Below are 25,079 nucleotides of genomic sequence, written 5' to 3' on the forward strand. Positions count from 1 at the left end.
TGCCGTCAGGCCGCCTTCGTCTTGCCCACGCTGTAGCGGCCGCGCTGCTCAAGCCACAGCAGGGTCAGTTTCATGGCCCCCATGGCGAAGAGAACCAGCAGCATGATGCAGACCGAGAAGGCTGCGGCCTGGGTGGTGAAACCCGCCTGATCCAGGCGCAGCACGGATACGGCGCCCACGCTGAGCGACGGTGTGATCAGGAAGATCACGGCCGACAGCGTCACCATGGAACGCATGAACAGGAAGAAGAAGACGGCGACGAGTGTCGGCAGCATGATGGGCAGGATGGCATCGCGCAGGCCCTGAAGTGGACTGCCCCCCAGGCAGGTCACAGATTCCTCGAGCGATTTGGGCACGGTCCGGATCCCGGCCACCATCGTCAGGAATCCCTGCGAATGGTAGTGGTAGAAATTACAGAAGGCGATCAGCAGCGCCGAGCCATAGAGCGCCCCCATGATGGTCCCGCCGACATTGAAGGACAGGACATAGGACAGGCCGAGCACCAGACCCGGCACCCCCACGGGCACGATGGCCAGAAGGTAGACGGCCTTGGCGGCCGCGCGCGGCAAGCCGCGCTGTGCCAGGACCAGGGCGAACAGCAGCACCACGCCGATCACCGCCGCCTGTGTGGACACCAGCAGGGATGTCCAGAGCGGTGTATAGCCCCCCTGGGTCGTGATGTTGTAGTTGTCCAGGGTCAGGCTCATGCGGTAGGGCCAGAGTTGGACAAAACTGGCATAGACGACCGTCGCGACGACCGCGATCAGGAAGAAGCCGGTGAAATGGGTGACGGTCCCCAGCGGGATATCGCGGGCCGGCAGGAAGTTGCGGCGCACAGGAATGGCGCTGTCCGAGCCGCCGCCGAATTGGCGCTGCGAGGCCACTTTCTCGATATAGAAGGCGACTCCCGTCGGGATCAGCAGGAAGATTCCGATCACCGCGCCCATGCTGAAATTCATCTGCCCCACGACCTGGGCATAGATCTCGGTTGCCAGAACGCGGTAGTCACCGCCGATGACGGCGGCGTTGCCAAAGTCGGTGATGGTCACGGTGAAGACCACGAAAGCCGCGCTCAGCAGGCCGAACTTGGCATTGGGCAAGGTGATGTCGACAAAGCGGCGCCAATTGGAAGCGCCCATCACCATGGCGGCATCGTAATAGCGGACGTCGGAATGCCTGAGCGAGGCCTGGATGATCATCACGGCCTGGGGTAGGGCGTACATGGTGTTCGCGATCACGAGGCCCCAGAGGCCATAGATCTGCATGTCCCAGCCGGTCGCCTGGTTCACCAGGCCATTGCGCCCGAACAGGAACAGCAGGCCCAGGGCCTGGACAAGCGATGGCGCCAGGAGCGGCAGGAGCAGTGCGAGCATGATGATCGCCCGTCCGACGATGGTCGTGCGCTGAAGCATGTAGGCGATGGCAAAGCCCAGCAGGATACTGACCACGGTTGTGATGGAGCTCATCACCAGACTGTTCGCAAGTACCCCAGGTATGTGCGACATGGCGAGGACGCTGGCAAAGTTGCCAAGGCCCAGCGACCCATCGCCCTGCAGAAAGCTGCGGTAAACCACCAGGGCCAGCGGGTAGAGAAAGAAGAGCGCAAGCCCCAGCATCGGCACGATGAAGGAGACCGAATGCAGCAGCCTGGCCTGGATAGCGCTGCCGCGCATGCCGGGGGCTTCCGCCGAATGATGGGAATGAGATGGCGAACTCATGCGCGGACCCAGGCTCCTGCATCCGGCTGTATCTCGAAGCTCACAGGATCGCCTGGCTGAAAGCGGCCATCGCTGTGGACCTCGGAAACCAGCTGCTGGTCATGCCATTCCATCGTGACGCGGCTGATATTGCCAAGGTAGGTGACCTGGGTAACGGTGGCCTCGCCCGTGCTGTCCGGGCGAAGGCCGATCTGCTCCGGGCGCAATGCCAGAAGCTGTGCCTCTGTGCCCTCGGGCTTGTGCGCCAGCAGGTCTGGTGACAGCCGGGCCGCCGTCTGCTCGTCGAGCAGATTGCTGATGCCCACGAAATCGGCCACGAAACGCGTTTGCGGCCGGGCGTAGAGGTCCTGCGGCGTGCCCACCTGTTCGATCCGCCCATCCTGCATGCAGACGATCCTGTCCGCCATGGTCAGGGCTTCTTCCTGGTCATGGGTGACCATGATGGTCGGAATGCCCAGGCGTCGTTGCACATCGCGGATTTCCGTGCGCATTTCCGCGCGCACCCGGGCATCGAGGGCGGACAGCGGTTCGTCGAGCAGCAGAAGGCCGGGATCCACGGCCAGCGCCCGGGCAATGGCGACACGTTGCTGCTGGCCGCCCGACAGTTCATGGGGGTAGCGCTCCGCGAGTTCGGGAAAGCGCACCAGTTCCATCAGCTCGCGCACCTTGGCGTCGACCTTGTCGCGGGGCCATTTTCTGATCTTCAAGCCATAGCCGATATTCTCGGCCACGGTCATGTTCGGAAAGAGGGAATAGGACTGGAAGACGATGCCGAAACCCCTGTGCTGGGCATCGATTTCGCGCAAGTCCCTGTCACCGATTTGCAGACGCCCTGAATCAAAGGGCTCCAGCCCGGCAACGATGCGCAACAGGGTCGTCTTGCCACAGCCGCTGGGCCCCAGAAGGCAGACGAATTCCTCGCTGCCAACCTCCAGGCTGACGTCGTGCAGCGCCTGAAATTGGCCGTAGAACTTCGAGACGTCCTGGATGAGAAGATGCATTGGAAAAGGGTCCTGAAAAAAAGCCCTCCGCAGCCTGGCCGCGGAGGGCATCGTCCGCGCAGGAATTACCTGCCTACGGTATCACGCCATTTGTTGATGATGGACTCACGCTTCTTGCCGGATGCCGCGAAGTCCATGGGGAACAGCACTTCATCCAGATTCTCGGGAAGGTTGGCATCGTCCGCCAGCGGAGAACGGGCAACGCCCGGAATTGTCACGACAGCCTTGTACTCGGAATAGACAGAGGTTGCACTGTCCGAAAGCGTCCAGTCCAGGAAGCGCTTGGCGTCCTCGGCGTTGTCCGTTCCGGCCATCAGGCCATTCGCCTCAAGTTCGTAGCCGGCGTAATCCTCGGGAATGACCATTTCCAGAGGGTAACCCTGGGAGATGCCCTGCATTGCCACGAAGGAAAGGGATGCACCTACAGTGTATTCGCCGACCTGGGCCATGCGGCAGGGGCGCGAGCCGGATGTCGTGTACTGGGCCATGCTCGCATCGAGATCCTCGATCAGTTGCCAGCCCTCTTCTTCGCCGAGGCCTTGGAGAATGGCAGCCACCTGCAGATAGCCGGTGCCTGAAGAGCCCGGGTCCGGCATGACGACTTCGCCCTCGAAAACCGGGTCGGTCAGGTCAGTCCATTTCCGCGGCATCTCGGCGCCGATCTCCTCGAGGCGGGGCTTGTTCACGCAGAAAGCACCCATGTAGCCGACCGGCGCGAACCAGCGATTGTCATCGGCCTTGTACTGATCGCCGAGTTTATCGAGACCGGCTGCCTCGTAAGGTTCCAACTGGTCGCTGATCTGGGGGTCGAGAATGTTCGTCACGGCGAAGCCCCAGAGCACGTCGGCCTGGGGGTTGTCGGCCTCGGCAATCAGGCGTGCGCCCAGGTCGCCTGTCGACAGGCGGAGTGCTTCCACCTCGATGTCGGGCAGGGCTTCCTTGGCCGCTTCCAGATAGGCCGCGACCTCCTCTTCCTCCAAAGCCGTGTAGACGGTGATCGTCCCGGCATGGGCCGTACCGATCATGGCGAGCCCAGTCGCGGCGCCCGCAATCCATTTCAGGTATCGCATTGTCATGAAGATAGCCTCCTTGTTGGTTGGTTATTGATCTTTTCCGAAAACGGTAGCGCATCCCCGTGATTGTGGCAAGATGTGGAAATATGCAAAAAGTGGTCATATGAATCAGAATGAATTGCGAAGGAAACATCTATGCCCCCGAATACGCCGCAGGATGCTGAGGAGTGCCTGGCCGAGACGACGGATTTCGCAGCTGAGCTGGCGCAGCGCGCCGGACGCCTGGCCTTGCAGTACTTTCGCCAGCGGCTGGATATCGAAGTGAAGGGGGACGACAGTCCCGTCACGATTGCCGACAGAGCGGTTGAGCGCCTGTTGCGGACAGGCATTCGCGAACGTTTTCCCGAGCATGCCATTCTTGGCGAGGAATTCGGACAGACGGGCTCGAACGAGGCTTTCACCTGGGTTCTGGACCCCATAGACGGCACGCGCAGCTTCATCACGGGTTGGCCGATCTGGGGAACCCTGGTGTCCCTGTTGCACAATGGCCGGCCGGAGCTGGGCATCATCGAGATGCCGGCGCTTTCCGAGCGCTGGATTGCAGAGCGAACCAGGGGCACGCGGTTCGAGAATGCCTCGGGGGCCACCTCCCGGGCCGTGACCAGCGGTACCAGGACCCTGGCCGAAGCCCGCTTCTATACCACCTCTCTGCTGTTCTTCGAGGGCGAGGCGCGCCAGCGCATAGAGGGCATTGCCCGGGCTGCACATACGGCGCGTTTCGGTGGGGATTGCTATATCTACGGGTTGTTGGCAAGTGGGCACGTCGACCTGGTCATCGAGAACAGGCTGATGCCTTATGATTTCCTGGCCACGGTTCCCGTGGTGGAGGAGGCGGGCGGCATCATCACGGATTGGTCGGGCCGGACCCTCGACGCCGAGTCGGATGGCCGGGTTGTCGCGGCAGCGACGCCCGAACTGCATGCAATCGCACTGAAGATGCTGTCGGCCTGAAGTCCGGCAGCTGTTCCAGGGTCGTGGACGGAAAGTGAGAAGGGAGGTTCTCCATGTGGCAGGAAGAACGGCGTCAGAGGATAAGATCGCGCCTTGCGACCTTTGGGCATGTCTCCGTGGACCAGGCCACGAGCGAGTTCGGCGTGTCGCGCGAGACCATCCGGCGCGACCTGATGGAGATGGAAGCGTATGGAGAGCTGCGGCGCATGCGCGGTGGTGCGATCCCGGTCGAGGAGGAGAGGGAGGCGCCCTACACCGTGCGCAGTTCCGTAAGGGTCAAGGAGAAGCGCTCGATCGCGGCCTGTGCGGCGCGCCTGATCGAGAGCGGGCAGACCCTTTTCCTGGATGCCGGAAGCACCACGGCGATCCTGTCGGAACGCCTGTCCGGCCTGAGCGGGCTGACCGTCATCACCAATTCCCTGAAGGTCGCCAGCAACATGACGGAACACGTGGGCTCGGGAACTCGTTCCAACCGCATCGTGCTCATCGGCGGCGAATTCAATTCCGAGCCGCCAGCCACCTTCGGGGATGTCACCATCAACGAGATCGGGCGCTATCATGCGGACCTGGCGCTGCTTTCCCCTTTTGGCCTGGATGCGGGCAAGGGGGCGACAAGTTTCGATCCGCGTGAGGCCGAAGTGGCTCGAAGCATGATCGCGAACGCAACCCGGACCGCGATCCTGGCGGATCATTCCAAGATGGGCATCGTCAGCCGGATATCCTTTTGCCCGGTGCCGGACATCGCACACCTGGTCGTCGACGCAAGAGCGCTCCAGAAAGCGGGCTTTTCCGCGATAGAGGCTCTGGCGCAAGACGTGATGGTCGGGACGCAATAGGCATTTCCGCCTGCCTGTCCAAATGAAGGGGGCGTGGCCGGCAGCGAGGGCTTACCCTGGGGAGTCACGGAACATGGACCAGTGGCCTGGCCACTCTGACACTCATGGGGGACTTATGAGTATCGCCTTTACCGAACGCGCACCGATCGAAAGCGGGTTTTCCGACGTCTTTCAGCAACAGCTGGCGCCCAAGCTGGAACAGCTGGAGCAGCAACGTCTGGCACACCTGGCCCAGGCAAAACGGCATGCCATGTTTGCCCTGGCCGCCGGGGGGCTTCTTGGCCTGCTGTTCCTGTTCTTCGGCACCTCGTCGTCGGGTGTGGGCGGCACGATAGCCAGTTTCGCCATTCCACTTCTGTTCGGCGCTGTGGGGGCATTCCTGCTCTGGAAGCGGCAGGCGGGAAAATGGAGTGGCTCCGCGGCAGAAAGCGTGATGCCGGCGGTTTGTGATTTCCTGGGCGACATGAGCTATGACCGCGAGGCGCACAAGGGCTTCCCCCTGGAGCGCATGCGCAAACTGGGCGTCATCCCCTCCTTCACCCGTTCCGAGCTCAGCGACCGGCTGGATGGGATCTATCGCAACACGGGCTTCGAGCTTGTCGAGGCGCGTCTGATCAGTGAGAAGAACAAGAGCAGTGGCAACAGCGACAATGACAGCAGCGACCGCTCAAGCCGAACGCTCTTCAAGGGGCTTCTCATGCGCGTGTCCGTACCCGAACCCATCCCCACACGCATCCTGATCGCCCGCGATTACGGTTTCGGCAACAAGCTGGGCGAGCTTCTGGGCGGCAGCTCGGGACGCGGCATGCCAAAGGTGGATACCGGCCACGGGCCCTGCGAGGAGAACTTCGAGGTCTATGCCGCCGACCCCGAGGTCGCGCGCCAGGTCCTGACCCCGGCCTTTCTGGACAATCTGATGAAGATCGCCGAGGCCGAAGGCGGGCGCCACGGGGCAAAAGGCCTGGAAGCCGGCTTCCACGACGAATACTTCTTCATGGCCCTGCGCCGCGACGACGATTTCCTGAAGATGGGGTCACTCACCACACCGGTCGACCAGATCGAGGACGACCTGCACAGCGTCTTCGACGATATCGCCCTGATGCGCCGCATCATCGACAGGCTGCATGGGGATCATCCGGATCAAGGCACGCCTGCGGACGCGGAGAAGGAGATGGCGTGAGTCTGCAACCTAGGCTATCTGTGTGCGCAAGAAAACTTTAGCGAAGTGAAGGTATGAGCTATAGCGTTTTCATTCATCGCGCAGATTCAATTTATGATGATAGGCCAGATGAGCGGTACCAGTTTCCAAGGCAGTATCTTGGAAGAGTAAAGCAAAGTGTTAACGATTGGATTGTTTATCTGGAGCCATCCAAGGTCCCCGGAACCCGTGGCTACTTTGCCATTGCCCGGGTTCAAGAGATCATAGAGGACCCCAAGGCGCCAGATATGTATCTGGCGCTGATCGAGCCAGGTTCTTACTTAGAATTTGCAAATGCGGTTGCATTCAATGATGAGGGTGGCCCCGTAGAACGGGGGCTTTTAAACGAGCATGGACGGCTGTCGGGTCGTGCGCAATCAGCCGTTCGGCCAATATCTCCCCAGGATTTTCTGCGTATCCTGGAGCATGGGCTCAAGGAAGTAGAGCCAACGTTACCGCGCATTGATGCTAATTCCGCGCCATTGGGATTGGAAGATGAGCAGGCGCCATCTGAATTCGCGGTACGGGATCGTGTTCAACAGTTTACAAATAGAGCTGTCCGGGATCGTGTTTTTCGCAAGATTGTAATTCAAGCATACAACGAAAGGTGCGCAATTACAGGCCTGAAGTTCATTAACGGCGGTGGAAGGGCCGAGGTCGATGCCGCACATATTCAACCCGTTCAGCACAATGGTCCGGATATTGTGAATAATGGCATTGCGCTTTCGGGAACAGCGCATTGGATGTTTGACCGTGGTCTTATCAGCTTATCAGACGATTTTGACATCCTCATTTCTCGCCAGGTGAATGACATCGAGAGTGTGCGCTCTTTCATCAGAAAGGACGGTCGTGCCTCTTTGCCATTTCGACCATCAGACCGACCACATGGCCGTTTTCTGAAGTGGCACCGAGAAAACTGCTTCAAGCATTAAGGCGAATGCCAGCTCTGGAAGAATTCAGTCCTTCGTTCCTTGGATCATACCCAAGGATCGCCACAATCGGATCAAGCCCCACCCTTGAAGACGGCTCTCGAAGCACTGACGGCAGAGAGTGAAAGGGTTGCACCCCTTCTCCTTCTTCCAACAGACATAATCCAAGAACCGGCTATCGGGGTTGAAAGAAGTTGAGTTGGCTATGGAACCGGTCGTGACGGACGCATTGGGGTCTACGCTTCGCTCCAACATTGACTCGGGTCATCCAAACGAAGGGTCTATGCCCAAGTCGTAGCTTCCTTTGAGTCTTGGAAGTCGGGAGGGGAGCAGCATACCATGCCCTATACCCAAGCCAGAGGATATCATGGCTACTCTCGAGAAGGTTACCATAGCCTTGATCGCCGAGCAGGCGGAATGTATCCGCGAGGCCGTGGAGGCTGGGGAATATGCTTCCACGAGTGAAGCAATTCGAGACGCTGTGCGAGAATGGCAGGAGCGCCGTGATCTACTCGGTTACACAACCGAAGAATTGCGCTCATTCGTTCAAGAAGGCCTGGAAAGCGGACCGAGCCAGTACGAGTCGATTGATGATGTAAGGATCGAGGGCCGTCGCAGACTGGAGATTGATACATGAAGGCGTTCATAGGACTGCCGCGCTAAGGGGCATTGTCTTGGCCCGCACATCCTTCCTGCTCATGACCGCCTGCCCAGCTTGACGGCTGCTGCCGGAGTTGCCACTTACAAACCTGACAGCTTTCATTCCGATCCTATCCAAACCTAGCGGCTTTCCGAGACCGGCTTTCGCCGTGTCGGGGCCGTAATTTCCGAGAGAGCCCCATGCCTGATACAGTCAACGCCGCGCCCACCGAGACACCCACTGTCATTCGCCGCGAGGACTACAGCGCGCCGGACTATGCCATTGACAGCCTGGCGTTGGAATTCGATCTGGCGCCCGAGGCGACGCGGGTGAAGTCGCGGCTGGCCGTGACGCCGGCGCATGACCAGGCATCGGCTGCCGAGGCGCGGCCGCTGAAGCTGGATGGCGAGGCGCTGAAGCTGCTGTCCATCGCGCTGGACGGGCAGCCGCTCGCCGAGGGCCGGGACTATCATATGGACGACAGCGGCCTGACGGTATCGGCGCCCCCGCAAGGGGCCTTCACGCTGGAAATCGAGACCGAGATCGATCCCAAGGGCAACAGCGAGCTGTCGGGGCTCTATCTCTCCAACGGCGTCTTCTGCACCCAGTGCGAGGCCGAGGGCTTTCGCCGCATCACCTTTTTCCCCGATCGGCCGGACGTGCTGACGCGCTATCACGTGACGATCCGGGGACCCAAGGAGGGCTGCCCCGTGCTGCTGTCCAACGGCAACCTGGCCGACAGCGGCGCCCTGCCGGACGGGCGGCACTATGCGGTCTGGGACGATCCCTTTCCCAAGCCCAGCTATCTCTTCGCGCTGGTGGCCGGCGACCTGGCCTGTCATGCCGACAGCTTCACCACGCGTTCGGGGCGCGAGGTGGCGCTGCGCATCTATGTGGAGCACGGCAAGGAAAGCCGCACCGGCTGGGCCATGGACTCGCTGAAGCGTTCCATGCGCTGGGACGAGACGCGCTTCGGCCTGGAATACGACCTGGACCTGTTCAACATCGTGGCGGTCAGCGACTTCAACATGGGTGCCATGGAGAACAAGTCGCTGAACGTCTTCAACGACAAGTACATCCTGGCCGACCCGGACACGGCCACCGACGGCGACTATGCCGGCATCGAGTCCGTGGTGGCGCACGAATACTTCCACAACTGGACCGGCAACCGCGTGACCTGCCGCGACTGGTTCCAGCTGAGCCTGAAGGAGGGCCTGACGGTCTTCCGCGACCAGGAGTTCTCCTCGGACGTGCGCTCGCGGCCCGTGGAGCGCATCCAGACGGTGCGTGCCCTGCGTGCGCGCCAGTTTCCGGAGGACGCCGGCCCTCTGGCGCATCCGGTGCGCCCGGATTCCTACATCGAGATCAACAACTTCTACACGCCCACGGTCTACGAGAAGGGCGCCGAGGTCATCCGCATGCTGCACAGCCTGCTGGGCGAGGAGGGCTTCCAGGAGGGCATGCGTCTCTACATCGCGCGCCACGACGGGCAGGCGGCGACCTGCGACGACTTCGTGGCCGCCATGGCGGACGCCAACGACGTAGACCTGGAGCAGTTCAAGCTGTGGTATGCGCAGGCGGGAACGCCCGAGCTGCAGGTCGAGGGGCACTACGACAGCGCAGCGGGCGCCTATGAAATGACGGTGCGCCAGCACTGCCCGCCCACACCTGGTCAGCCCGAGAAGAGGCCCATGCAGATCCCCTTCGCGGTGGGCCTGCTAGACGCCCAGGGCCAGGACATTCCCCTGAAGCTGGAAGGCGAGGGTGATGCCGCATCCGCAACCCGCGTGCTGGACCTGCGCCAGGCCGAGCAGCGTTTCCGTTTCCCGGATGTGCCGGAACCGCGGGCCATTTCACTGAACCGCGGCTTCTCGGCGCCTGTGAACCTGAAGAGCGAACAGGGGCCCGTGGAGCTGGCCTTCCTGATGGCGCAGGACGCCGATCCCTTCGCGCGCTGGGAGGCCGGACAACGCTATGCCCTGGACCTGCTGCTGAAAGCGGTGGAAACGATCCAGACGGGCGGTGAACCCGGTTTTGATGACGGCTTTGTCGAGGCCTTCCGCGAGATCCTGCGGGACCCGCAGCTGGACAAGGCCTTCGCAGCCGAAGCGCTGGCCCTGCCCGGTGAAAGCTATATCGGCGAGCAGCTGCGTCCGCTGGACGGGGAGGCCATTCATCAGGCACGCGAAGCCCTGCGCCGGCACCTGGCGGAGGCCCTGGGCGAGGACCTGCAGCAGGTCTATGCCGCCAATGCGGTCACAGAGCCCTACAGCCCGGAAGCCGAACAGGCCGGGCAGCGGGCCCTGCGCAATACCGCCCTGTCCTACCTCTCGGCCCTGGCAAGCGAGCCCGACACGGCCCTGTCGCGCCTGGTCGCGCATTACCACGACGCCGACAACATGACCGACCGCATGGCGGCCCTGCGCCTGCTGGTGGATATCGGCGGCGAGGCTTGCGACACGGCCCTGCAGGACTTCCACGACCGCTATCGCGACGACGACCTGGTGATGGACAAGTGGCTGGCTCTTCAGGCGGTTTCGGCCCGGCCCGACACCCTGGAGCAGGTCCGCGCGCTGGAAGACCATCCCGTCTTCTCGCTGAACCGGCCCAACAAGGTGCGCGCGCTGATCGGCACTTTCGTCTCGGGCAATCCGCTGCGCTATCACGCCGCCGATGGCTCCGGCTATCGCTACCACGCCGATCGCGTGCTGACTCTGGACGGCATCAACGCCCAGATCGCGGCGCGCCTGCTGACGCCCCTGGGGCGCTGGGCCCGCATGGGCGAGGCGCGCCAGGGGATGATGAAGGCCGAACTGGAACGTATTCTGGCCGAGCCGAACCTGTCCCGCGACGTCTACGAGATTGCCTCCAAGTCACTCGAGGGGTGAAGCCGCAGCCATCCGCTGTCCCGGGCACAAGAAATGTGAAAAGAGTCGCTTTGCATGTATTAAAGGATTGCCAGTCTGTGCACGGCATGATCATCTGAGCGAAATATGCGGCATTTTATCGATGCCGGCGGTACGGCCCGCCGACGTTCCGTTTGAGTCATGCCTGTAAAGAGGACCCGGCCGGGGCATCCGCTCCACTTGGTATCCACCCCTATTGGAATGTTGAGGCAGTCTATGGATAATGTGGTGATCCCCGAGGAGGTTCGTCAGCGCGTGGAATACCGGCGCGGCTCCCTGGCAACGATGGAGCGCCTGGACCTGTCGCGCACGGCGCTGCTGGTCATAGACATGCAGAACTTCTACTGGATGAAGGATCTACCGGTGGCCTATGCCCCGGACATGGCAAATATCGTCGATAATGTGAACAGGATTGCCGGGATCTCGCGTGCGCTTGGCGTGCCGGTCTTCTGGCTCCAGCACATGTTCACCGAGGGCTGGCGGAGCTGGTACGAGAAGACGACGAAGGGTGCGGTGGCCCGCGCCCTGATCGAGAACACGACTCCCGGCTCCCACGGTTTCGAGATTCACGATAGCATGGACGTGCAGCCCGGCGACCAGCGTGTTCTGAAGACGCGCTACAGTGCCATGCTGCCCAACTCCTCGGACCTGGACCTGCAGCTGCTGGCGCGTCGGATCGACACGCTGATCATCACCGGCGGCCTGACCAACTGCTGCTGCGAGTCCACGGCCCGCGACGCGATGATGATGGATTACAACGTGTTTTTCATAAGCGATGCCAATGCCTCGCGCTGCGAGGCCCAGCACCAGGCCACACTGTCCAGCATGGTGCAGCTCTTCGCCGATGTGCGCGACACCACCTCCCTGATCGAGATGATGGAGCAGAGCGTAGAGAGCTGTCCCTCCTGATCCGGCGTTCGAGGACGGCCGGACCGCTGTTCCTCAGTCGGCTCGTCCTCTCTGGCACGGCTGATCCGGGTGTGACACTCAGCCCTTCTTCTCGATCATGACCCGGTGCGGGTAGGGGATCGAGATGCCCGATTGGTCGAAGGCCGCCTTCACGTTCTTCAACAGCGCCCAACGTGCCTCCCAGAGGTCTTCCGCGTTGGTCCAGCCACGGAAGGTCAGTTCGATGCCGGATTCCCCCAGGCTGGCCACGCGCACCATGGGTTCGGGTTCCTTCAGGAAACGGCTGTCCTGGCGCGTCAGCTCCAGGACGATCTCCATGGCCCGGTCGACGTCGGCTTCGTAGTCGATCTCGAAGGTGATGTCGCAGCGCCGGGTGGGATAGGCCGAGTAGTTGGTGATGGCCGAGTTCCAGACCTGGCCGTTGGGCACCACGATCTTAACGTTGTCGACGGTGGTCAGTTCGGTCATGAAGAGATTCAGGTCCGTGGCCGTTCCCAGATGGCCGGACAGGTCGACAAAATCCCCGATCTTGAACGGCCGGATGAGGATCAGCATGACGCCAGCGGCAAAGTTGGCCAGGCTGCCCTGAAGCGCCAGGCCGATGGCCAGGGTTGCGGCACCGAGCACGGCGACGAGGCTGGTGGCCTGGAAGCCGAAGAGCTGCAGGACCGCGATCACCACGACCACGAGGATCAGGTAATAGACAATTGCGGCCAGGAAGCCGGCCAGCATGGGATCTATCCGCTTGTTGCGCTTCGGGCTGTTCTTCACGAAGCGTGCGGCCAATCCGGCGATCAGAAAGCCGATGACCAGAAAGACCAGGGCCTTCAGGACATTCAGCGCAAGCACGGCCCAGGGACCGTATTCGGCGGCAAGTGTATCCATGGAACTTCTCCCTACGGGCCCGCTGGCCAAGCCTGGCGCGAGCTGTGAATTCTATGACGGGGCACGACTGTCCCGGCGGCAAGTGTGCCCCAAACAAGGGTATTCCAATCCTCTTTTCCATCAAGGGGTATAAAGGGGAGGTGCTGACAATTCGTGGAAGTCGGGTTGAGCCGCCTGTGCCAGCATCTTTCGAGGGCCCCTACGGGGCCACCTCAAGATGAGGAAATTTTTTATATCAGATAGTTATATAACCACGTCATGCTGAGGTACTCGACCCGAAGGGGCGAGCCTCGAAGCATCCCGGCACAGTCGGGGGTCTTTTGGCACCTGTCCTCAGCGGATGCCGGCGCGCAGGAAGGCCTGCATGAACTGGCGCTGGAACAGCAGGAAGGCGATCAGCAGCGGGGCGATGGACATCAGGGTGGCCGCCGATATAACCACGATGCTGACCCCGCTTTCCGGCGCGGCAAAGAGCGACAGACCGACAGTCAGCGGGCGGGTGTCCGACGAGTTGGTCACGACCAGGGGCCAGAGGAAATTGTTCCAGTGCGTGGCGATGGAGACCATGGCATAGGCCAGGTAGGTCGGCCGGGCGGCGGGCATGTAGACGCGCCAGAGGATGCCCAGCCAGCCGCAGCCCTCGATGCGGGCGGCCTCCTCGAGCTCCTTGGGCACCTGCTTGAAGGCCTGGCGCAGCAGGAAGATGCCGAAGGCACTGGCCATGTAGGGCACGCCGATGCCCAGGATGCTGTCGAACAGGCCCAGGTTCGAGACGATCACGTAGTTCTCGACGATCAGAACCTCGGGCAGGATGAAGAGCTGCATCAGCACCAGGATGAACAGCACTTCGCGTCCGCGGAACTCGAAGCGGGCAAAGGCATAACCGGCCAGCGTGCAGAAGAAGAACTGCCCCAGCAGGATCAGGGTCACCAGGGCAAAGGTATTGAAGAAGTAGCGGATCCAGGGCGCGTCGAACCAAGCCTCGATATAGTTCACCAGGGTGAGCGGTGAGGCCAGGTTGAAACTGAGCGCGTCGCTGGCCGTGTGGAATGAGGCCCAGGCCGCGAAGATCAGCGGGGAAATCCAGACGATGGCCAGCAGCCAGGCTGCGATCGTCTCCAGGCCGCCGTCCTCCTGGAAGAATCCGGCCAGGAAACCCTGGGAAGCGTTCGTCGTCTCCACGTTCATCTGTAGTGGATCCTTCCTTCAAGCCCGCGGAACTGCAGGATTGCCACCAGGCCGAGAACGGCCAGGACAAGGACGGTCAGGGCGGCCGCCATGGGGCGGTCGAAGTACGAGAAGGCGGTTTCCCAGATCCAGTAGAGCAGAAGCTTCGAGGCGTTGTTGGGCCCGCCCTTGGTCAGGATGAAGAGGTGGTCGATCAGCTTCACCGAGTTGATCATGGCGTTGATCATGACGAAGAGGGTCGTCGGCATCAGCAGCGGCAGCACGATGCGGCGCAGATAGGTCCAGCGGCTGGCGCCCTCGATGATGGCCGCCTCGCGCAGGTCCGGAGGTATGGTCTGCAGTGCGGCCAGGTAGAAGATCATGTAGAAGCCGGCTTCCTTCCAGATGGTCACCACGATAATGGCCCAGAGTGCCGTTTCCGGCTGGCCCAGCCAGTTGACAGGCTCGGCCCCGAAGAGCCCCGTGATGCTGTCGATCAGGCCGATGTCCGGTGTGTAGAAGAAGAGCCAAAGATTGGCCGCCGCGATCATGGGCAGCATGGTCGGCGTGAAGTAGGCGATGCGCAGGAAGGTGCGTCCCTGCATCTTCGAGTTCGCCCAGAGCGCCATGCTCAACGCAATCACGATGGACACCGGAATGGTGACGCCGGCGTAGATCAGGTTGTTGGTGGCCACCTGCCAGAAGATAGGATCCTGGAAGAGATAGGTGTAGTTTTCCAGCCCGATGAACTCGGAGGGGTTCCGGCTGGTCTCGCGCGAGAAGAAGCTGCGCCAGAGCGCACTCACCGTCGGCAGGAAGGCAAAGGTGGTCAGCATGATGAGCGCAGGCGCCAACAGCATCCAGCCGTACATCGCCATGCGGCGGCGTTCGTGACGGTCGCTCGAGATCATGCTGCCCCTCGCTGAAATGGATAATTCGGGAAATAGGAAAACCGGCGGCAGCCCCAGGGACTGCCGCCGGAGACTGGTTCCCGGCTTAGCGGTAGGCGCGCAGCAGGCGGTCCGCCTTGGACTGGGCCTGGGACAGGGCTTCCTCGGGCTCGGCGCTGCCGGTCAGGACCGACTGTACCGCATTGTTGAGGGCCTCGCGTACGCGGCCGGTCTCGTAGGTGGACAGCTCGGCCACCGCCACTTCGAGTTGGTCACGGGCCACCAGGGCCTGCGGGAAATCGTCGACGTAGTCCTGCAGGGCCTCGGTCTCGTAGGCCGCCGGCGAGATGCCGACATAACCGGTCTCGATGGACCATTCGGCGGCACGCTCAGGGGCCGTCATGTACTTGATCAGCTCCATGGAGGCGCGCTGCTCTTCCTCGGTCGAGTCCTTGAAGACATAGAAATTGCCGCCGCCGGTGGGCGAGCCCTGGCGTTCGTTGGCCGGCAGCATGGCCACGCCGAAGTCGAAGTCGGCCTCGTTGCGCACGGCGGTGAGGTTGCCGGTGGTGTGCCACATCATGCCGGTCTGGCCTTCCAGAAAGGCCTGGCGCAGCGTACCCCATTCGATGGTTCCACCGGGCATCACGTCGTGCTCGGCCGAGAGATCACGCCAGTAGGCCAGGGCCTCGATGGCTTCCGGCGAATCGAAGTAGACCTCGGTGCCGTTCTCATTCATCAGCTCGATGCCGTTCTGGATGGCAAAGGCCTGGAACATCCAGTAGGGGTAGCCGGTGGAGGGCACCATGACGCCCCAGCGGTCGTCACCGCGCAGGGCCTTGCCGGCCTCGACCATCTCGTCCCAGGTCTCGGGCGGGTCCTCGGGATCGAGCCCGGCTTCCTCGAACATGTCCTTGTTGTAGTAGAGCACGATGGTCGAGCGCTGGAAGGGCACGCCCCATACCTTGTCGTCCACAGTGCCGTTGGACATCAGGGCCGGATAGAAGCTGTCCAGCCATTCCTTTTCCTCTTCGGTCTCGACCAGGTCGTCGAAGGGGACGATCAGGTCCTGCTCGAGCAGTTCATAGACGTCGATGGAGAACATGACCGACAGCTGGGCGGGCTCGCCGGATTCCAGCGCGGAAATGGCGCGCACCCGTGTGTCGTCATAGTTGCCCGCGTAGATGGCGTTGACGGTGATGTCGGGATTTTCTTCCTCGAAGCCCGCGATCATGCCGTCCACCACCTCGGTCAGCGGACCGCCGACGGCAATGGGGTAGTACATGGTCAGTTCGATGTCCTCCGCCGCGGCCGGTGCGGCCAGCCCGGCGGCCAGGACGCTGGCGCCCAGAAGGCCTGTAAGCTGCCTGTTCATGATCTTGATCCTTCCCTTACTCTCGAGTCTGCTTGTTTCGGCCTCACTGCGAGGCCAGTTGACCGACCGGATCGTTTTCGTCCTGACGGTCATGAATGCCAGCAGCCACGGGACCGCGGCTGTCGAGGCGTTGCCCTGTGGTTTCGTCGAAGAGATGCACGTGCTCCGCGTTCCAGGTCAGGCCGACGTTCTGGTGCGCGTCGAAATCGCTCCGTCCAGGAATGCGCGCGATCATGCTGCGTCCGGCGCAGTTGAGATAGATCAGGGTCTCGGCGCCCAGAAACTCGCTGTTCTCGACCTGGGCGCTCAGGCTTTCGGAACTGTCCGGGCCAATGTCCAGATTCTCGGGGCGAACGCCGACGACACAGCTGTCCGGCAGGTTGGTATCCGCCGGCTTCAATGCTTCGGGCAGGATCGTGATGGGGAAGAAGGTCATCGGCGGACTGCCCAGGAAACCGGCGGCGAACAGCGTTGCCGGCTGTTCGTAGAGTTCTTCCGGTGTGCCGATCTGTTCCACGCGCCCCTCGTTCAGCAGGACAATGCGGTCGGCCATACCCATGGCCTCGGTCTGGTCGTGGGTAACGTAGATGACCGTCATGCCCAGATCCTGCTGCAAAGCCCGGATATCCTGGCGCACGGAGTGGCGCAGCTTGGCATCCAGGTTCGACAGTGGCTCGTCCATCAGGCAGAGAGGGTGGTCAGCCACCACGGTGCGCGCCAGCGCGACGCGCTGGCGCTGTCCACCGGACAGTTGTGCCGGCTTGCGGTCCTCGAAGCCCTCCAGGCCCGTCATGCGCAGGGCGCGGGCGAGGCGCTCGGCGCGCTGGGCGGCCGGCATGCGGCGCACCTTCAGGCCGAACTGGATGTTTTCTGCCACCGAGAGGTGCGGGAAGAGCGCATAGGACTGAAACACCATGGACAGGCCGCGCTTGGCCGGCGGCACGGAGGTGACGTCGCGCCCGTCGATCCACAGGCGTCCTTCGCTGGGCATCTCCAGTCCCGCGATCAGGCGCAGCGTCGTGGACTTGCCGCAGCCCGAAGGGCCCAGCAGGACGATGAATTCGCCGCGCTGTATGCTGAGATCAAATTGCCTGAGGCCAACATGGTCGCCCCAGCGCTTGGCCAATCCCTCCAGGCGGAGGAAGGCGTCCGTACTCATTCGGTTGCTGTCTCCCCGGGCCTTGTCGTTATCATGCCACGGAAGCCGCCCAACCGGCCCTGTGGGCCAACTCCCTCGATCGCGGGGATTGTCCACGAGCCGCATGACATCGTCAAGGCGTTGGCGCCTGACTGAAAAGCGGTTGGACCGGGGCGTGCGGAGGACCTGGGAGGGCATTGGAATTAGAAGGTACCGAACTGATGAACTGACGGTCCCTTTCTGGCAGCCCTGCATGACAGGGATGTTTCAGCCCGATGACTCTTCCGTGATGTCACGAAATATGGGCGCAGTGCGTCCTACTCGGCAGCTTCCCGTGCCTGCTTCTCCGCCAGCCTGGCATGCCCCTCGCGGGTCTGCGGCAGCTTGCGCTCCAGCACCTGACTGGCGATGACGGTGCGCAGGATCTGGGCCGTGCCGCCCCCGATGGTGAACATGCGGGCATCGCGACAGATGCGCTCCAGCGGCAGGTTGCGCGAGTAGCCTCGTGCCCCGAAGAACTGCAGGGCGTCATTGGCCACCTTGATGGCCGTTTCCGAGGCAAAGACCTTGGCTTGCGCTGCCAGAAGCTGGTCGGGGAAGGGATCGGCGCCGGCGGCGGCATGGTGGATCATCAGGCGCGCTGCGGTCAGCTGGGTGGACATGTCGGCCAGCATCCACTGCAACCCCTGGAACTCGGCCAGCGGACGGCCGAACTGCTCGCGCTGACCCAGCCAGTCACGGCCCAGCTCGTAGCCGCCCTGGGCCAGGCCGAGCGCTACGGTGGCGGCGCCTACACGTTGGGCATTGTAGGCGTTCATCAACTCGGCGAAGCCGCGCTTGAAGCCCGAGGGTGGCAGCACGACCATCGACTCCGGAACTTCCAGATCCTCGAAGAACACTTCTGTTTCGGGAATGCCGCGCAGGCCCATGGTCGGTTCGCGCTGGCCAATTCGCAGGCCCTCGGCCTCGCCGCGCAGGGCCAGGAAACCGCCAATGCCCTGCTCCTCGCCTTGCTCGTCGAAGACCCGCGCGAAGATCAGGTGCAGGCGCGAGACGCCGCCGCCAGTGATCCAGTGCTTCTTGCCGTTGATGATATAGCTATCGCCGCGCTTGTCGGCGCGCGTGGTCATTTCGGTGGCGGCCGAGCCGGCCTCGGGCTCGGTGATGCAGATGGCCGGCTTGTCGCCCTCCAGAACCAGTCCGGCGGCCAGCTTCTTCTGTTCCTCGCTGCCATAGAGCATGACGGCGGAGATGGCGCCCATGTTGGCCTCGACCGCGATGCGTCCGGTCACGCCGCAGACCTGGGCCATCTGCTCGATGACCAGGCTGGCATCCAGGAAGCTTGCGCCCTGGCCCCCATAGTCTCGGGGAATGGTCATGCCCATGAAGCCGGCCTCGCTCAGGGCCTGAACATTCTCCCAGGGGTAGGCCTCGCTGCGGTCCACCTCGGCTGCCCGGGTTGCAATGACATCGCGGCCCAGTTCACGCGCGCGCTGGGAAAGCGACTGCTGTTCAGGGGTCAGCGCGAACTGTTGGGATTCCGACATTCTGTCCTCCGGTTACTTCGTATGATCCGAAGTGTGATCACCGCTTGCCGGGAAGACAAGGCCCATGGATGAGATCCATATCCGATGGGGTCAGTAGGTAGGGCTGGCAGGAGCGGAAGGGCCGGAACGGCAATGCAGCCGTCGTTGTCTTTAGCTCGTGCATGGTCCCTCTCACGTGCCGTGAGAAGCGCCAGTTTATTGAATTAACACTTATAGATTGTTGTTCATCGAAAGCCTATTGCAATCATGTAGAGTGTGTTATGGTTGTGTCCGCTCTTGATTCCGAAAATTTTTTCCCGGAAAATCAAGATCCACACAGGTTGTTGTGTCCGAAAGAGCCAAGAACAGCCAGGGCCAACACTTCACATTCCAATCATGGAACCACTGGGAGGATACAGGCATGATGAATCGCCTTTTGAGTACAGTTGCTGCTGCCGGACTGCTTGCCTCGGCTGCATCGGCACAGGCGCAGGAGAGTTATGATCTCCAGTTCCAGAGCAGCGACAACTCCGGTACCGCGGCCTTCGAAATCCAGCAGGACTGGGCTGAGAAGGTCGGCGAGATGTCAGATGGCCGGATCAACGTCGAGATGGTGTCGGTCGGCTCGATCGTCGAATACAACGAGACCCTCGATGCCGTGGGCTCGGGCATTCTCGACGGCCATATTACCGACAGTTCCTACTTCACCGGCAAGGACGCCGCCTTTGCGCTGATCGGCAATCCGGTCGGTGCCTATTCCAGCCCGGAGGAACTGCGCTCGTTCTTCAACGATGGCGGCGGGAGTGAACTCTACAACGAAATCCTGGGGCCCTATGGAGTCCACTTCATCGGCCCGGCCGCCCAGCCCGCCGAGGCGGTGCCGTCCACGGTGCCGATCGATTCGGTTGCGGATTTCGAGGGCGTGAAGATGCGTGCCCCCGAGGGCATGGTGCAGTCCGTTTTCGAGTCGGTGGGCGCCTCTCCGGTGAACCTGCCACAGTCGGAGGTCTTCACCTCTCTCGACAAGGGCGTGATCAGTGCAGCGGACGCGACGACCCTGGCCACCAACCATTCCATGGGTCTGCATGACGTTGCCAACCATCCGATCTGGCCCGGCTTCCACTCACTGCCGCTCAACGAGGTCTCCATCAACAAGGAAACCTGGGATTCCATGTCCGAGGAGGACCGTGAAATCCTGAACGAATCAGTCGAGTGGTATGCGCAGGAACTGGCGGATCGCATCAGTGCGCGTGACGAAGAGGTCGCCGAGGAACTGCGCGCGCGTGACGACGTCACCATTCATAGCTGGTCGGAAGAGGAAAAGAAGAAGTTCCGCCAGATTGCCCAAGAGCATTGGCAGTCCTATGCAGAGCGTTCGGAGAATGCCCAGAAGGTCTTCGATACACTGACCGAGCACCTGAAAAACGAGGGTCTTCTCTAAGCTCTGTATTGGTTTAAAACCGAACTTCACCCGAATACCGGGCGGGTCATAGCATGACCCGCCCGTTTTTCCCTTGGGGGAGGGTTCCATGGAAACCGAGGACAAAAGCCGTCAGGATTCCTTCCCGACCCAGGATCCGTTGTCGTCCTATCTGGTGTTTCTGGGTCGGCCCATTTCTGTCGCGTTCCTGCTGATTACCGCCTTTACCTTCTTCGAGGTGGTGATGCGTTATGTCTTCAACATGCCGACCCGCTGGGTGCATGAGACCACCATAGCGCTCTCAGCCGTCTGTTTTGCCTTTGGTGGGGCCTATTGCCTTGCCATCGACAAGCATATCCGCATGATCGTGGTCTACGATTCCGTCAGCCCCAGAGTTCGTCGCTGGCTGGACATCGGCATCTCGATGATCGGCTGCCTGTCCTGCCTGCTCATGGCCTGGGCCTCCTCTGGGCTGGCCTACAAGGCGTTCTATACTCCGACAGGGCAATTCCGGCTCGAAACCACGGGCAGTGCCTGGAATCCGCCCACTCCGGCCATCGTCAAGGCGGTCCTGTTCATTACCCTGTGCGTGATGGCTGGCCAGTTCGCATTGCAGTTCGTGCGGCACCTGCGGCGCGACCCCTCGGACGAGATTCGTCCCGACACTTCGGACTTGAGGCCGTCCGACAATGTTTGACCTCTCCGCTCTTGGCATCGGCCCCGGCAGCCTGCTGATGTTCGGTATGCTGCTGACGCTGCTACTCACCGGCCTGCCGCTTGCCTTCGTCACCATCCTGGTGGCCCTGTTCTTTGCGCTGGGCTGGTTCGGTCCGATGGCCGTGCCCATCGTGACCACCCGAATCTATTCCTTCATCACTCAGTACGTCTTCGTCGCCGTGCCGATGTTCGTGCTGATGGCCTCTATCCTGGACAGATCCGGGATTGCACGTGATTTGTTCGATGCCATGCGTCTGGTGGCCGGCAGGTTGCGCGGTGGCGTCGGGGTGCAGACCCTGCTGGTCGCCGTGGTGCTGGCGGCAATGTCGGGGATCATCGGCGGAGAAATCGTGCTGCTGGGTCTGCTGGCCCTGCCGCAGATGCTGCGACTGGGCTATGACCGCCGGCTGGCCATCGGAATCATCTGCGCCGGTGGGGCGCTGGGTACGATGATTCCGCCCTCCATCGTGCTGATCATCTTCGGGCTTTCGGCCAATGTATCCATCGGCGACCTGTTCACCGCCTCCTTCGTGCCGGGTGTCATGCTGGCCACGCTTTACGCCTGTTACGTGTTGGTGATCGGCTATTTCTTTCCCGACAAGGCGCCGGTGCCTCAGGAGGAAGAAGAAATGCCATTGGCGCGCAAGCTCGCCTTGCTGAAGGGCTTGATTCTGCCGCTTATGGTGGTTGTCTTCGTTCTGGGCTCGATCTACGGCGGCATCGCCTCGGTTACCGAAGCTTCGGCGATCGGCGTGGTCGGTGTCGTGCTTTCCACGGTCCTCCGCGGCGAGTTCAGCCTGAAGATGTTATCGGGTGCGGCTCTGCAGACACTCAGGACCTGTGGCATGATCGTCTGGATCGGTGTCGGCGCGACTGCGCTGATCGGTGTCTACAACCTGATGGGCGGGATCGATTTCATCAAGCAGCTGCTGTTGGGCGTTTCGGATACGCCGATCATCATTCTGCTCGTGATGATGCTGATTCTGGCGGTGCTGGGGATGTTCCTGGACTGGGTCGGGATCGCACTTCTGACCATTCCGATCTTCGCCCCGATCGTGGTCGAACTTGGCTACGACCCCATATGGTTCGGGGTGCTGTTTGCCCTGAACATGCAGATCTCGTTCCTGTCGCCGCCGTTCGGTCCGGCAGCTTTCTACCTGAAGAGCGTGGCGCCGCCGGATATCAGCCTGGGGACCATCTTCGTATCGCTTCTGCCCTTCATCGGGCTGCAGATCATCGCCTTGACGTTGGTGATCCTCTTTCCGGAAATCGCGCTCTGGTCCATGTAGGCGACCTGGGGACCGGCGGCGGTGCGCCGCCGGTCCGGGCCGTCATCTCAGACGGAAATCACGGTCTGGCGCTGGCTGCCCAGGCCGGTGATGCCCAATTCCATCACGTCGCCGGCATTGAGGAACTGTTGCGGGTTCATGCCCATGCCGACACCCGGCGGCGTGCCGGTGGGGATCACGTCGCCCGGCTCCAGGGTCATGAACTGCGAGACGTAGGAGACGATGAAGGGCACGTTGAAGATCAGCGTGCGCGTGTTGCCGGTCTGGCGCCGCTCGCCGTTGACGTCCAGCCAGAGGTCCAGGACATGCGGGTCCCCCACCTCGTCACGGGTCACCAGCCAGGGGCCCAGTGGGGCGAAGGTGTCGTGACTCTTGCCCTTGGTCCATTGGCCCTGGCGCTTGGCCTGGAACTCGCGTTCCGAGACGTCGTTCATCACCGCGAAGCCCGCAATATGATCCATGGCGGCTTCTTCCGTGACATACTTCGTGCGTTTGCCGATCACGATCGCCAGTTCGACTTCCCAGTCCAGGGACTGGGAATTGCGCGGTTTTTCCACGTCGTCGTAGGGACCGTTCAGGGACGAGACCGCCTTCGTGAAGATGATCGGCTCGCTCGGGACCGGCAGGTTGCTTTCGGCTGCATGGTCGGAATAGTTCAGGCCGATCGCCGGGATCTTGCTGACCCGGCCCACGCAGGGGCCCAGCCGGGGTGTGCCCTCGACCGCCGGCAGACTGGCCGGATCGAGACTGCGCAGGCGCTCCAGTCCGGCATCCGACAGAACGTCTCCCGCTATGTCGTCAATCTGGCCGCTCAGATCACGGATCGTCCCGTTGTCGTCCAGCAGTCCGGGTTTCTCGCGGCCCTTGTCTCCGTAGCGCAACAGTTTCATTGGCTTTTCCTTTCTTCCTCTCAGTAGACGGCGCGTCCGCCGGATATGTCGAAGACGCCGCCTGTGGTGAACGAGCATTCCTCGGATGCCATCCAGGCGATCATGGCCGCCACTTCCTCTGGCTCGAGGAAGCGGCCCATGGGAATCTTGGACAGCATGAAGTCGATATGCTCCTGGCTCATCTGGTCAAAGATCGGGGTGCGCGCCGCCGCGGGTGTCAGGCAATTCACCAGGACCCCCGTTTGCGCCAGCTCCTTGCCCAGGGATTTGGTCAGTCCGATCAGCCCGGCCTTGGAGGCCGAGTAGTGGGAGGCATTGGGGTTGCCCTCCTTGCCGGCAATGGAGGCCACATTGACGATACGTCCGTAGCCGTTGCCCATCATGTGCGGCACCAGGGCCTTGCAGGTCAGGAAAGGAGCGATCAGGTTGACCTCGACGGTGTGGCGCCAGACGGCCGAGTCTAGTTCCCAGGTCTTGGCATTGCCGCCGGTGATGCCGGCGTTGTTGACCAGGATATCGATCGGGCCATTGGTGATGGCCGCCTCTGCGGCCTTGGCGACAGCCTGCTCGTCCGTCAGGTCCAGGGCCTGGCCGGAGGCTTCTTGACCGAGCTGTTCGACAGCGGCCTCTACCCCATCGGCGTTGATGTCCCAGACGATGACGCGGGCTCCGCTGGAGGCCAGGCGTTCGGCCGTGGCCAGGCCAATGCCCTGTGCCCCGCCTGTGACGATTGCCGTGCGGCCTTGTAGGTCGATGGTGTTCATGGCTGTCCCTTTCCGTCCTGAAGCATGTGTTGGGGCCGAGATATCCTTCCGGCCCCGTTGCCCATCAGGGTTGCTGATTCCCTCGGAGCTGCAATGACGCTTCTACAGCGACCAGCCGCCGTCGATCAGCTGTGTGGTGCCGGTCACGAAGGCGCTCTCGTCGGCAGCCAGCCAGACCGCCAGCTCAGCCACTTCGTCCGCCCGGCCGAGCCGGCCCATGGGTTGACGTTCGATGAACATCTCTCGCGCCTTGTCCGCACCACCGACGTTCTTGCCAAGCTCGGCGATCCGGCCTTCGAGCGAAGGCGATTCGATTGTTCCGGGGCAAATCGCGTTGCAGCGAATGCCATCACGGATGAAGTCGATGGCCACCGAGCGCGTCATTCCGATCACGGCCGCCTTGGTCGCCATGTAGACGTAGCGGTTGGGCGCAGCCTTTATCGAGGACGCCGCCGATGACATGTTGATGATGGACCCTCCGCCGGCCTCGCGTATTTTCGGCAGAAGGCCGCGTATCATGTGGTGCATGGCATTGACGTTCAGGTCGAACGAGAAGTTCCAGTTCTCGTCATCGCAATCCAGGATCGTGCCGTGATGCACGTAGCCGGCACAGTTGAACAGGATCTGAGGCGCCGGCAGTGAGGCGACATAGTCAGCAACCGCGTCGGTATCGGTGACGTCCAGGGCTGTCGTATGGGCTTCACCCAGGTCCTCCAGTCCCGCCAGCTTTCCTGCGTCCAGGTCCGATGCATGGACCGTGGCGCCTTCACGCAGGAAGGCTTCGGCCACTGCGCGGCCAATTCCCTGTCCGGCGGCCGTGCAGACCGCTGTCTTGCCTTTCAGTCGCATATCCCCTC

Annotated in this window: 22 protein-coding genes; 10 read left to right on the plus strand and 12 right to left on the minus strand. The window is 62.0% G+C overall.

Annotated elements, in window-relative coordinates:
* Nucleotides 1–5: 5 nt before the first annotated feature.
* From G502_RS19980 to G502_RS0112060, 3 genes are all read right to left on the minus strand, one after another.
* Nucleotides 6–1,718: an ABC transporter permease subunit gene (locus G502_RS19980; RefSeq protein WP_022728926.1), complete on the minus strand. Its 1,713-nt coding sequence runs from the start codon at nucleotides 1,716–1,718 to the stop codon at nucleotides 6–8.
* Nucleotides 1,715–2,719, minus strand: a complete 1,005-nt coding sequence (locus G502_RS0112055) for an ABC transporter ATP-binding protein (RefSeq protein ID WP_022728927.1) — start codon at nucleotides 2,717–2,719, stop codon at nucleotides 1,715–1,717. Before G502_RS0112055 ends, G502_RS19980 begins: the two co-directional genes overlap by 4 nt.
* Before the next feature lie 65 nt (nucleotides 2,720–2,784).
* The gene (locus G502_RS0112060; protein WP_022728928.1) at nucleotides 2,785–3,795 is read right to left on the minus strand and encodes an ABC transporter substrate-binding protein; all 1,011 of its coding nucleotides are present in this window, start codon (nucleotides 3,793–3,795) and stop codon (nucleotides 2,785–2,787) included.
* A gap of 132 nt (nucleotides 3,796–3,927) precedes the next feature.
* Here G502_RS0112060 and hisN point away from each other — a divergent pair, with 132 nt between their 5' ends.
* From hisN to G502_RS19985, 7 genes are all read left to right on the plus strand, one after another.
* Nucleotides 3,928–4,743: a histidinol-phosphatase gene (gene hisN, locus G502_RS0112065; RefSeq protein ID WP_022728929.1), complete on the plus strand. Its 816-nt coding sequence runs from the start codon at nucleotides 3,928–3,930 to the stop codon at nucleotides 4,741–4,743.
* Nucleotides 4,744–4,796: 53 nt separating this feature from the next.
* The gene (locus G502_RS0112070; protein ID WP_022728930.1) at nucleotides 4,797–5,579 is read left to right on the plus strand and encodes a DeoR/GlpR family DNA-binding transcription regulator; all 783 of its coding nucleotides are present in this window, start codon (nucleotides 4,797–4,799) and stop codon (nucleotides 5,577–5,579) included.
* Nucleotides 5,580–5,694: 115 nt separating this feature from the next.
* Nucleotides 5,695–6,759 (plus strand): DUF3137 domain-containing protein, encoded by a 1,065-nt coding sequence (locus G502_RS0112075; protein ID WP_022728931.1) that lies wholly within the window; start codon nucleotides 5,695–5,697, stop codon nucleotides 6,757–6,759.
* 53 nt (nucleotides 6,760–6,812) lie between these two features.
* Nucleotides 6,813–7,709, plus strand: a complete 897-nt coding sequence (locus G502_RS0112080) for an HNH endonuclease (protein ID WP_022728932.1) — start codon at nucleotides 6,813–6,815, stop codon at nucleotides 7,707–7,709.
* Nucleotides 7,710–8,073: 364 nt separating this feature from the next.
* Complete coding sequence (locus G502_RS0112085; RefSeq protein WP_022728933.1) at nucleotides 8,074–8,343, plus strand: ribbon-helix-helix domain-containing protein; 270 nt, start codon at nucleotides 8,074–8,076, stop codon at nucleotides 8,341–8,343.
* Between the two features lie 203 nt (nucleotides 8,344–8,546).
* Complete coding sequence (gene pepN / locus G502_RS0112090) at nucleotides 8,547–11,234, plus strand: aminopeptidase N (RefSeq protein WP_022728934.1); 2,688 nt, start codon at nucleotides 8,547–8,549, stop codon at nucleotides 11,232–11,234.
* Nucleotides 11,235–11,468: 234 nt separating this feature from the next.
* Nucleotides 11,469–12,161, plus strand: coding sequence for a cysteine hydrolase family protein (locus G502_RS19985; protein WP_022728935.1), 693 nt, complete (start codon nucleotides 11,469–11,471; stop codon nucleotides 12,159–12,161).
* A 78-nt stretch (nucleotides 12,162–12,239) separates the two neighbouring features.
* On the opposite strand, the gene G502_RS0112100 is transcribed toward G502_RS19985, so the two are convergent.
* The 6 genes from G502_RS0112100 to acdA form a co-directional block, all read right to left on the minus strand.
* Entirely contained in the window at nucleotides 12,240–13,046 is an 807-nt protein-coding gene (locus G502_RS0112100) for a mechanosensitive ion channel family protein (RefSeq protein WP_022728936.1), read from the minus strand.
* A gap of 333 nt (nucleotides 13,047–13,379) precedes the next feature.
* A complete protein-coding gene (locus G502_RS0112105; protein WP_022728937.1) occupies nucleotides 13,380–14,234 on the minus strand; it encodes a carbohydrate ABC transporter permease in 855 nt (284 codons plus the stop codon).
* Nucleotides 14,231–15,124 (minus strand): carbohydrate ABC transporter permease, encoded by an 894-nt coding sequence (locus G502_RS0112110; RefSeq protein ID WP_022728938.1) that lies wholly within the window; start codon nucleotides 15,122–15,124, stop codon nucleotides 14,231–14,233. The genes G502_RS0112105 and G502_RS0112110 overlap by 4 nt, the downstream gene beginning before the upstream one ends.
* 85 nt (nucleotides 15,125–15,209) lie before the next feature.
* Complete coding sequence (locus tag G502_RS0112115) at nucleotides 15,210–16,478, minus strand: ABC transporter substrate-binding protein (protein WP_022728939.1); 1,269 nt, start codon at nucleotides 16,476–16,478, stop codon at nucleotides 15,210–15,212.
* A gap of 43 nt (nucleotides 16,479–16,521) precedes the next feature.
* Nucleotides 16,522–17,637: an ABC transporter ATP-binding protein gene (locus tag G502_RS19990; RefSeq protein WP_022728940.1), complete on the minus strand. Its 1,116-nt coding sequence runs from the start codon at nucleotides 17,635–17,637 to the stop codon at nucleotides 16,522–16,524.
* Nucleotides 17,638–17,933: 296 nt separating this feature from the next.
* Nucleotides 17,934–19,163 (minus strand): 3-sulfinopropanoyl-CoA desulfinase, encoded by a 1,230-nt coding sequence (gene acdA, locus G502_RS0112125; protein WP_022728941.1) that lies wholly within the window; start codon nucleotides 19,161–19,163, stop codon nucleotides 17,934–17,936.
* Nucleotides 19,164–19,563: 400 nt separating this feature from the next.
* Here acdA and G502_RS0112130 point away from each other — a divergent pair, with 400 nt between their 5' ends.
* From G502_RS0112130 to G502_RS0112140, 3 genes are all read left to right on the plus strand, one after another.
* The gene (locus G502_RS0112130) at nucleotides 19,564–20,583 is read left to right on the plus strand and encodes a TRAP transporter substrate-binding protein (RefSeq protein ID WP_245560759.1); all 1,020 of its coding nucleotides are present in this window, start codon (nucleotides 19,564–19,566) and stop codon (nucleotides 20,581–20,583) included.
* A gap of 88 nt (nucleotides 20,584–20,671) precedes the next feature.
* Complete coding sequence (locus G502_RS19995) at nucleotides 20,672–21,259, plus strand: TRAP transporter small permease subunit (RefSeq protein ID WP_022728943.1); 588 nt, start codon at nucleotides 20,672–20,674, stop codon at nucleotides 21,257–21,259.
* On the plus strand, nucleotides 21,252–22,568 hold the full coding sequence (locus G502_RS0112140) for a TRAP transporter large permease (RefSeq protein ID WP_022728944.1): 1,317 nt from the start codon (nucleotides 21,252–21,254) through the stop codon (nucleotides 22,566–22,568). Before G502_RS19995 ends, G502_RS0112140 begins: the two co-directional genes overlap by 8 nt.
* Nucleotides 22,569–22,615: 47 nt before the next feature.
* Here G502_RS0112140 and G502_RS0112145 read toward each other — a convergent pair whose 3' ends face one another.
* The 3 genes from G502_RS0112145 to G502_RS0112155 all read right to left on the minus strand — a co-directional run bounded on the left by G502_RS0112145 (nucleotide 22,616) and on the right by G502_RS0112155 (nucleotide 25,071).
* Nucleotides 22,616–23,458, minus strand: coding sequence for a fumarylacetoacetate hydrolase family protein (locus G502_RS0112145; RefSeq protein ID WP_022728945.1), 843 nt, complete (start codon nucleotides 23,456–23,458; stop codon nucleotides 22,616–22,618).
* Nucleotides 23,459–23,478: 20 nt separating this feature from the next.
* Nucleotides 23,479–24,222, minus strand: coding sequence for an SDR family NAD(P)-dependent oxidoreductase (locus tag G502_RS0112150; protein WP_022728946.1), 744 nt, complete (start codon nucleotides 24,220–24,222; stop codon nucleotides 23,479–23,481).
* Nucleotides 24,223–24,324: 102 nt separating this feature from the next.
* A complete protein-coding gene (locus tag G502_RS0112155; RefSeq protein ID WP_022728947.1) occupies nucleotides 24,325–25,071 on the minus strand; it encodes an SDR family oxidoreductase in 747 nt (248 codons plus the stop codon).
* Between the last annotated feature and the right edge of the window lie 8 nt (nucleotides 25,072–25,079).

The organism is Fodinicurvata sediminis DSM 21159 (genome assembly GCF_000420625.1).
Taxonomy (GTDB): domain Bacteria; phylum Pseudomonadota; class Alphaproteobacteria; order Kiloniellales; family DSM-21159; genus Fodinicurvata; species Fodinicurvata sediminis.

What these genes read in the sequence shown, in the direction of transcription:
- G502_RS0112155 (WP_022728947.1), bottom strand. Translation starts at nt 25,071, where the DNA reads ATGCGACTGAAAGGCAAGACAGCGGTCTGCACGGCCGCCGGACAGGGA.
- G502_RS0112130 (WP_245560759.1), top strand. Translation starts at nt 19,564, where the DNA reads ATGATGAATCGCCTTTTGAGTACAGTTGCTGCTGCCGGACTGCTTGCC.
- G502_RS0112075 (WP_022728931.1), top strand. Translation starts at nt 5,695, where the DNA reads ATGAGTATCGCCTTTACCGAACGCGCACCGATCGAAAGCGGGTTTTCC.
- G502_RS0112080 (WP_022728932.1), top strand. Translation starts at nt 6,813, where the DNA reads ATGAGCTATAGCGTTTTCATTCATCGCGCAGATTCAATTTATGATGAT.
- G502_RS0112145 (WP_022728945.1), bottom strand. Translation starts at nt 23,458, where the DNA reads ATGAAACTGTTGCGCTACGGAGACAAGGGCCGCGAGAAACCCGGACTG.
- G502_RS0112060 (WP_022728928.1), bottom strand. Translation starts at nt 3,795, where the DNA reads ATGACAATGCGATACCTGAAATGGATTGCGGGCGCCGCGACTGGGCTC.
- pepN (WP_022728934.1), top strand. Translation starts at nt 8,547, where the DNA reads ATGCCTGATACAGTCAACGCCGCGCCCACCGAGACACCCACTGTCATT.
- acdA (WP_022728941.1), bottom strand. Translation starts at nt 19,163, where the DNA reads ATGTCGGAATCCCAACAGTTCGCGCTGACCCCTGAACAGCAGTCGCTT.
- hisN (WP_022728929.1), top strand. Translation starts at nt 3,928, where the DNA reads ATGCCCCCGAATACGCCGCAGGATGCTGAGGAGTGCCTGGCCGAGACG.
- G502_RS0112115 (WP_022728939.1), bottom strand. Translation starts at nt 16,478, where the DNA reads ATGAACAGGCAGCTTACAGGCCTTCTGGGCGCCAGCGTCCTGGCCGCC.
- G502_RS19995 (WP_022728943.1), top strand. Translation starts at nt 20,672, where the DNA reads ATGGAAACCGAGGACAAAAGCCGTCAGGATTCCTTCCCGACCCAGGAT.
- G502_RS0112105 (WP_022728937.1), bottom strand. Translation starts at nt 14,234, where the DNA reads ATGAACGTGGAGACGACGAACGCTTCCCAGGGTTTCCTGGCCGGATTC.
- G502_RS0112085 (WP_022728933.1), top strand. Translation starts at nt 8,074, where the DNA reads ATGGCTACTCTCGAGAAGGTTACCATAGCCTTGATCGCCGAGCAGGCG.
- G502_RS19985 (WP_022728935.1), top strand. Translation starts at nt 11,469, where the DNA reads ATGGATAATGTGGTGATCCCCGAGGAGGTTCGTCAGCGCGTGGAATAC.
- G502_RS0112070 (WP_022728930.1), top strand. Translation starts at nt 4,797, where the DNA reads ATGTGGCAGGAAGAACGGCGTCAGAGGATAAGATCGCGCCTTGCGACC.
- G502_RS19980 (WP_022728926.1), bottom strand. Translation starts at nt 1,718, where the DNA reads ATGAGTTCGCCATCTCATTCCCATCATTCGGCGGAAGCCCCCGGCATG.
- G502_RS0112140 (WP_022728944.1), top strand. Translation starts at nt 21,252, where the DNA reads ATGTTTGACCTCTCCGCTCTTGGCATCGGCCCCGGCAGCCTGCTGATG.
- G502_RS0112110 (WP_022728938.1), bottom strand. Translation starts at nt 15,124, where the DNA reads ATGATCTCGAGCGACCGTCACGAACGCCGCCGCATGGCGATGTACGGC.
- G502_RS0112055 (WP_022728927.1), bottom strand. Translation starts at nt 2,719, where the DNA reads ATGCATCTTCTCATCCAGGACGTCTCGAAGTTCTACGGCCAATTTCAG.
- G502_RS0112150 (WP_022728946.1), bottom strand. Translation starts at nt 24,222, where the DNA reads ATGAACACCATCGACCTACAAGGCCGCACGGCAATCGTCACAGGCGGG.
- G502_RS0112100 (WP_022728936.1), bottom strand. Translation starts at nt 13,046, where the DNA reads ATGGATACACTTGCCGCCGAATACGGTCCCTGGGCCGTGCTTGCGCTG.
- G502_RS19990 (WP_022728940.1), bottom strand. Translation starts at nt 17,637, where the DNA reads ATGAGTACGGACGCCTTCCTCCGCCTGGAGGGATTGGCCAAGCGCTGG.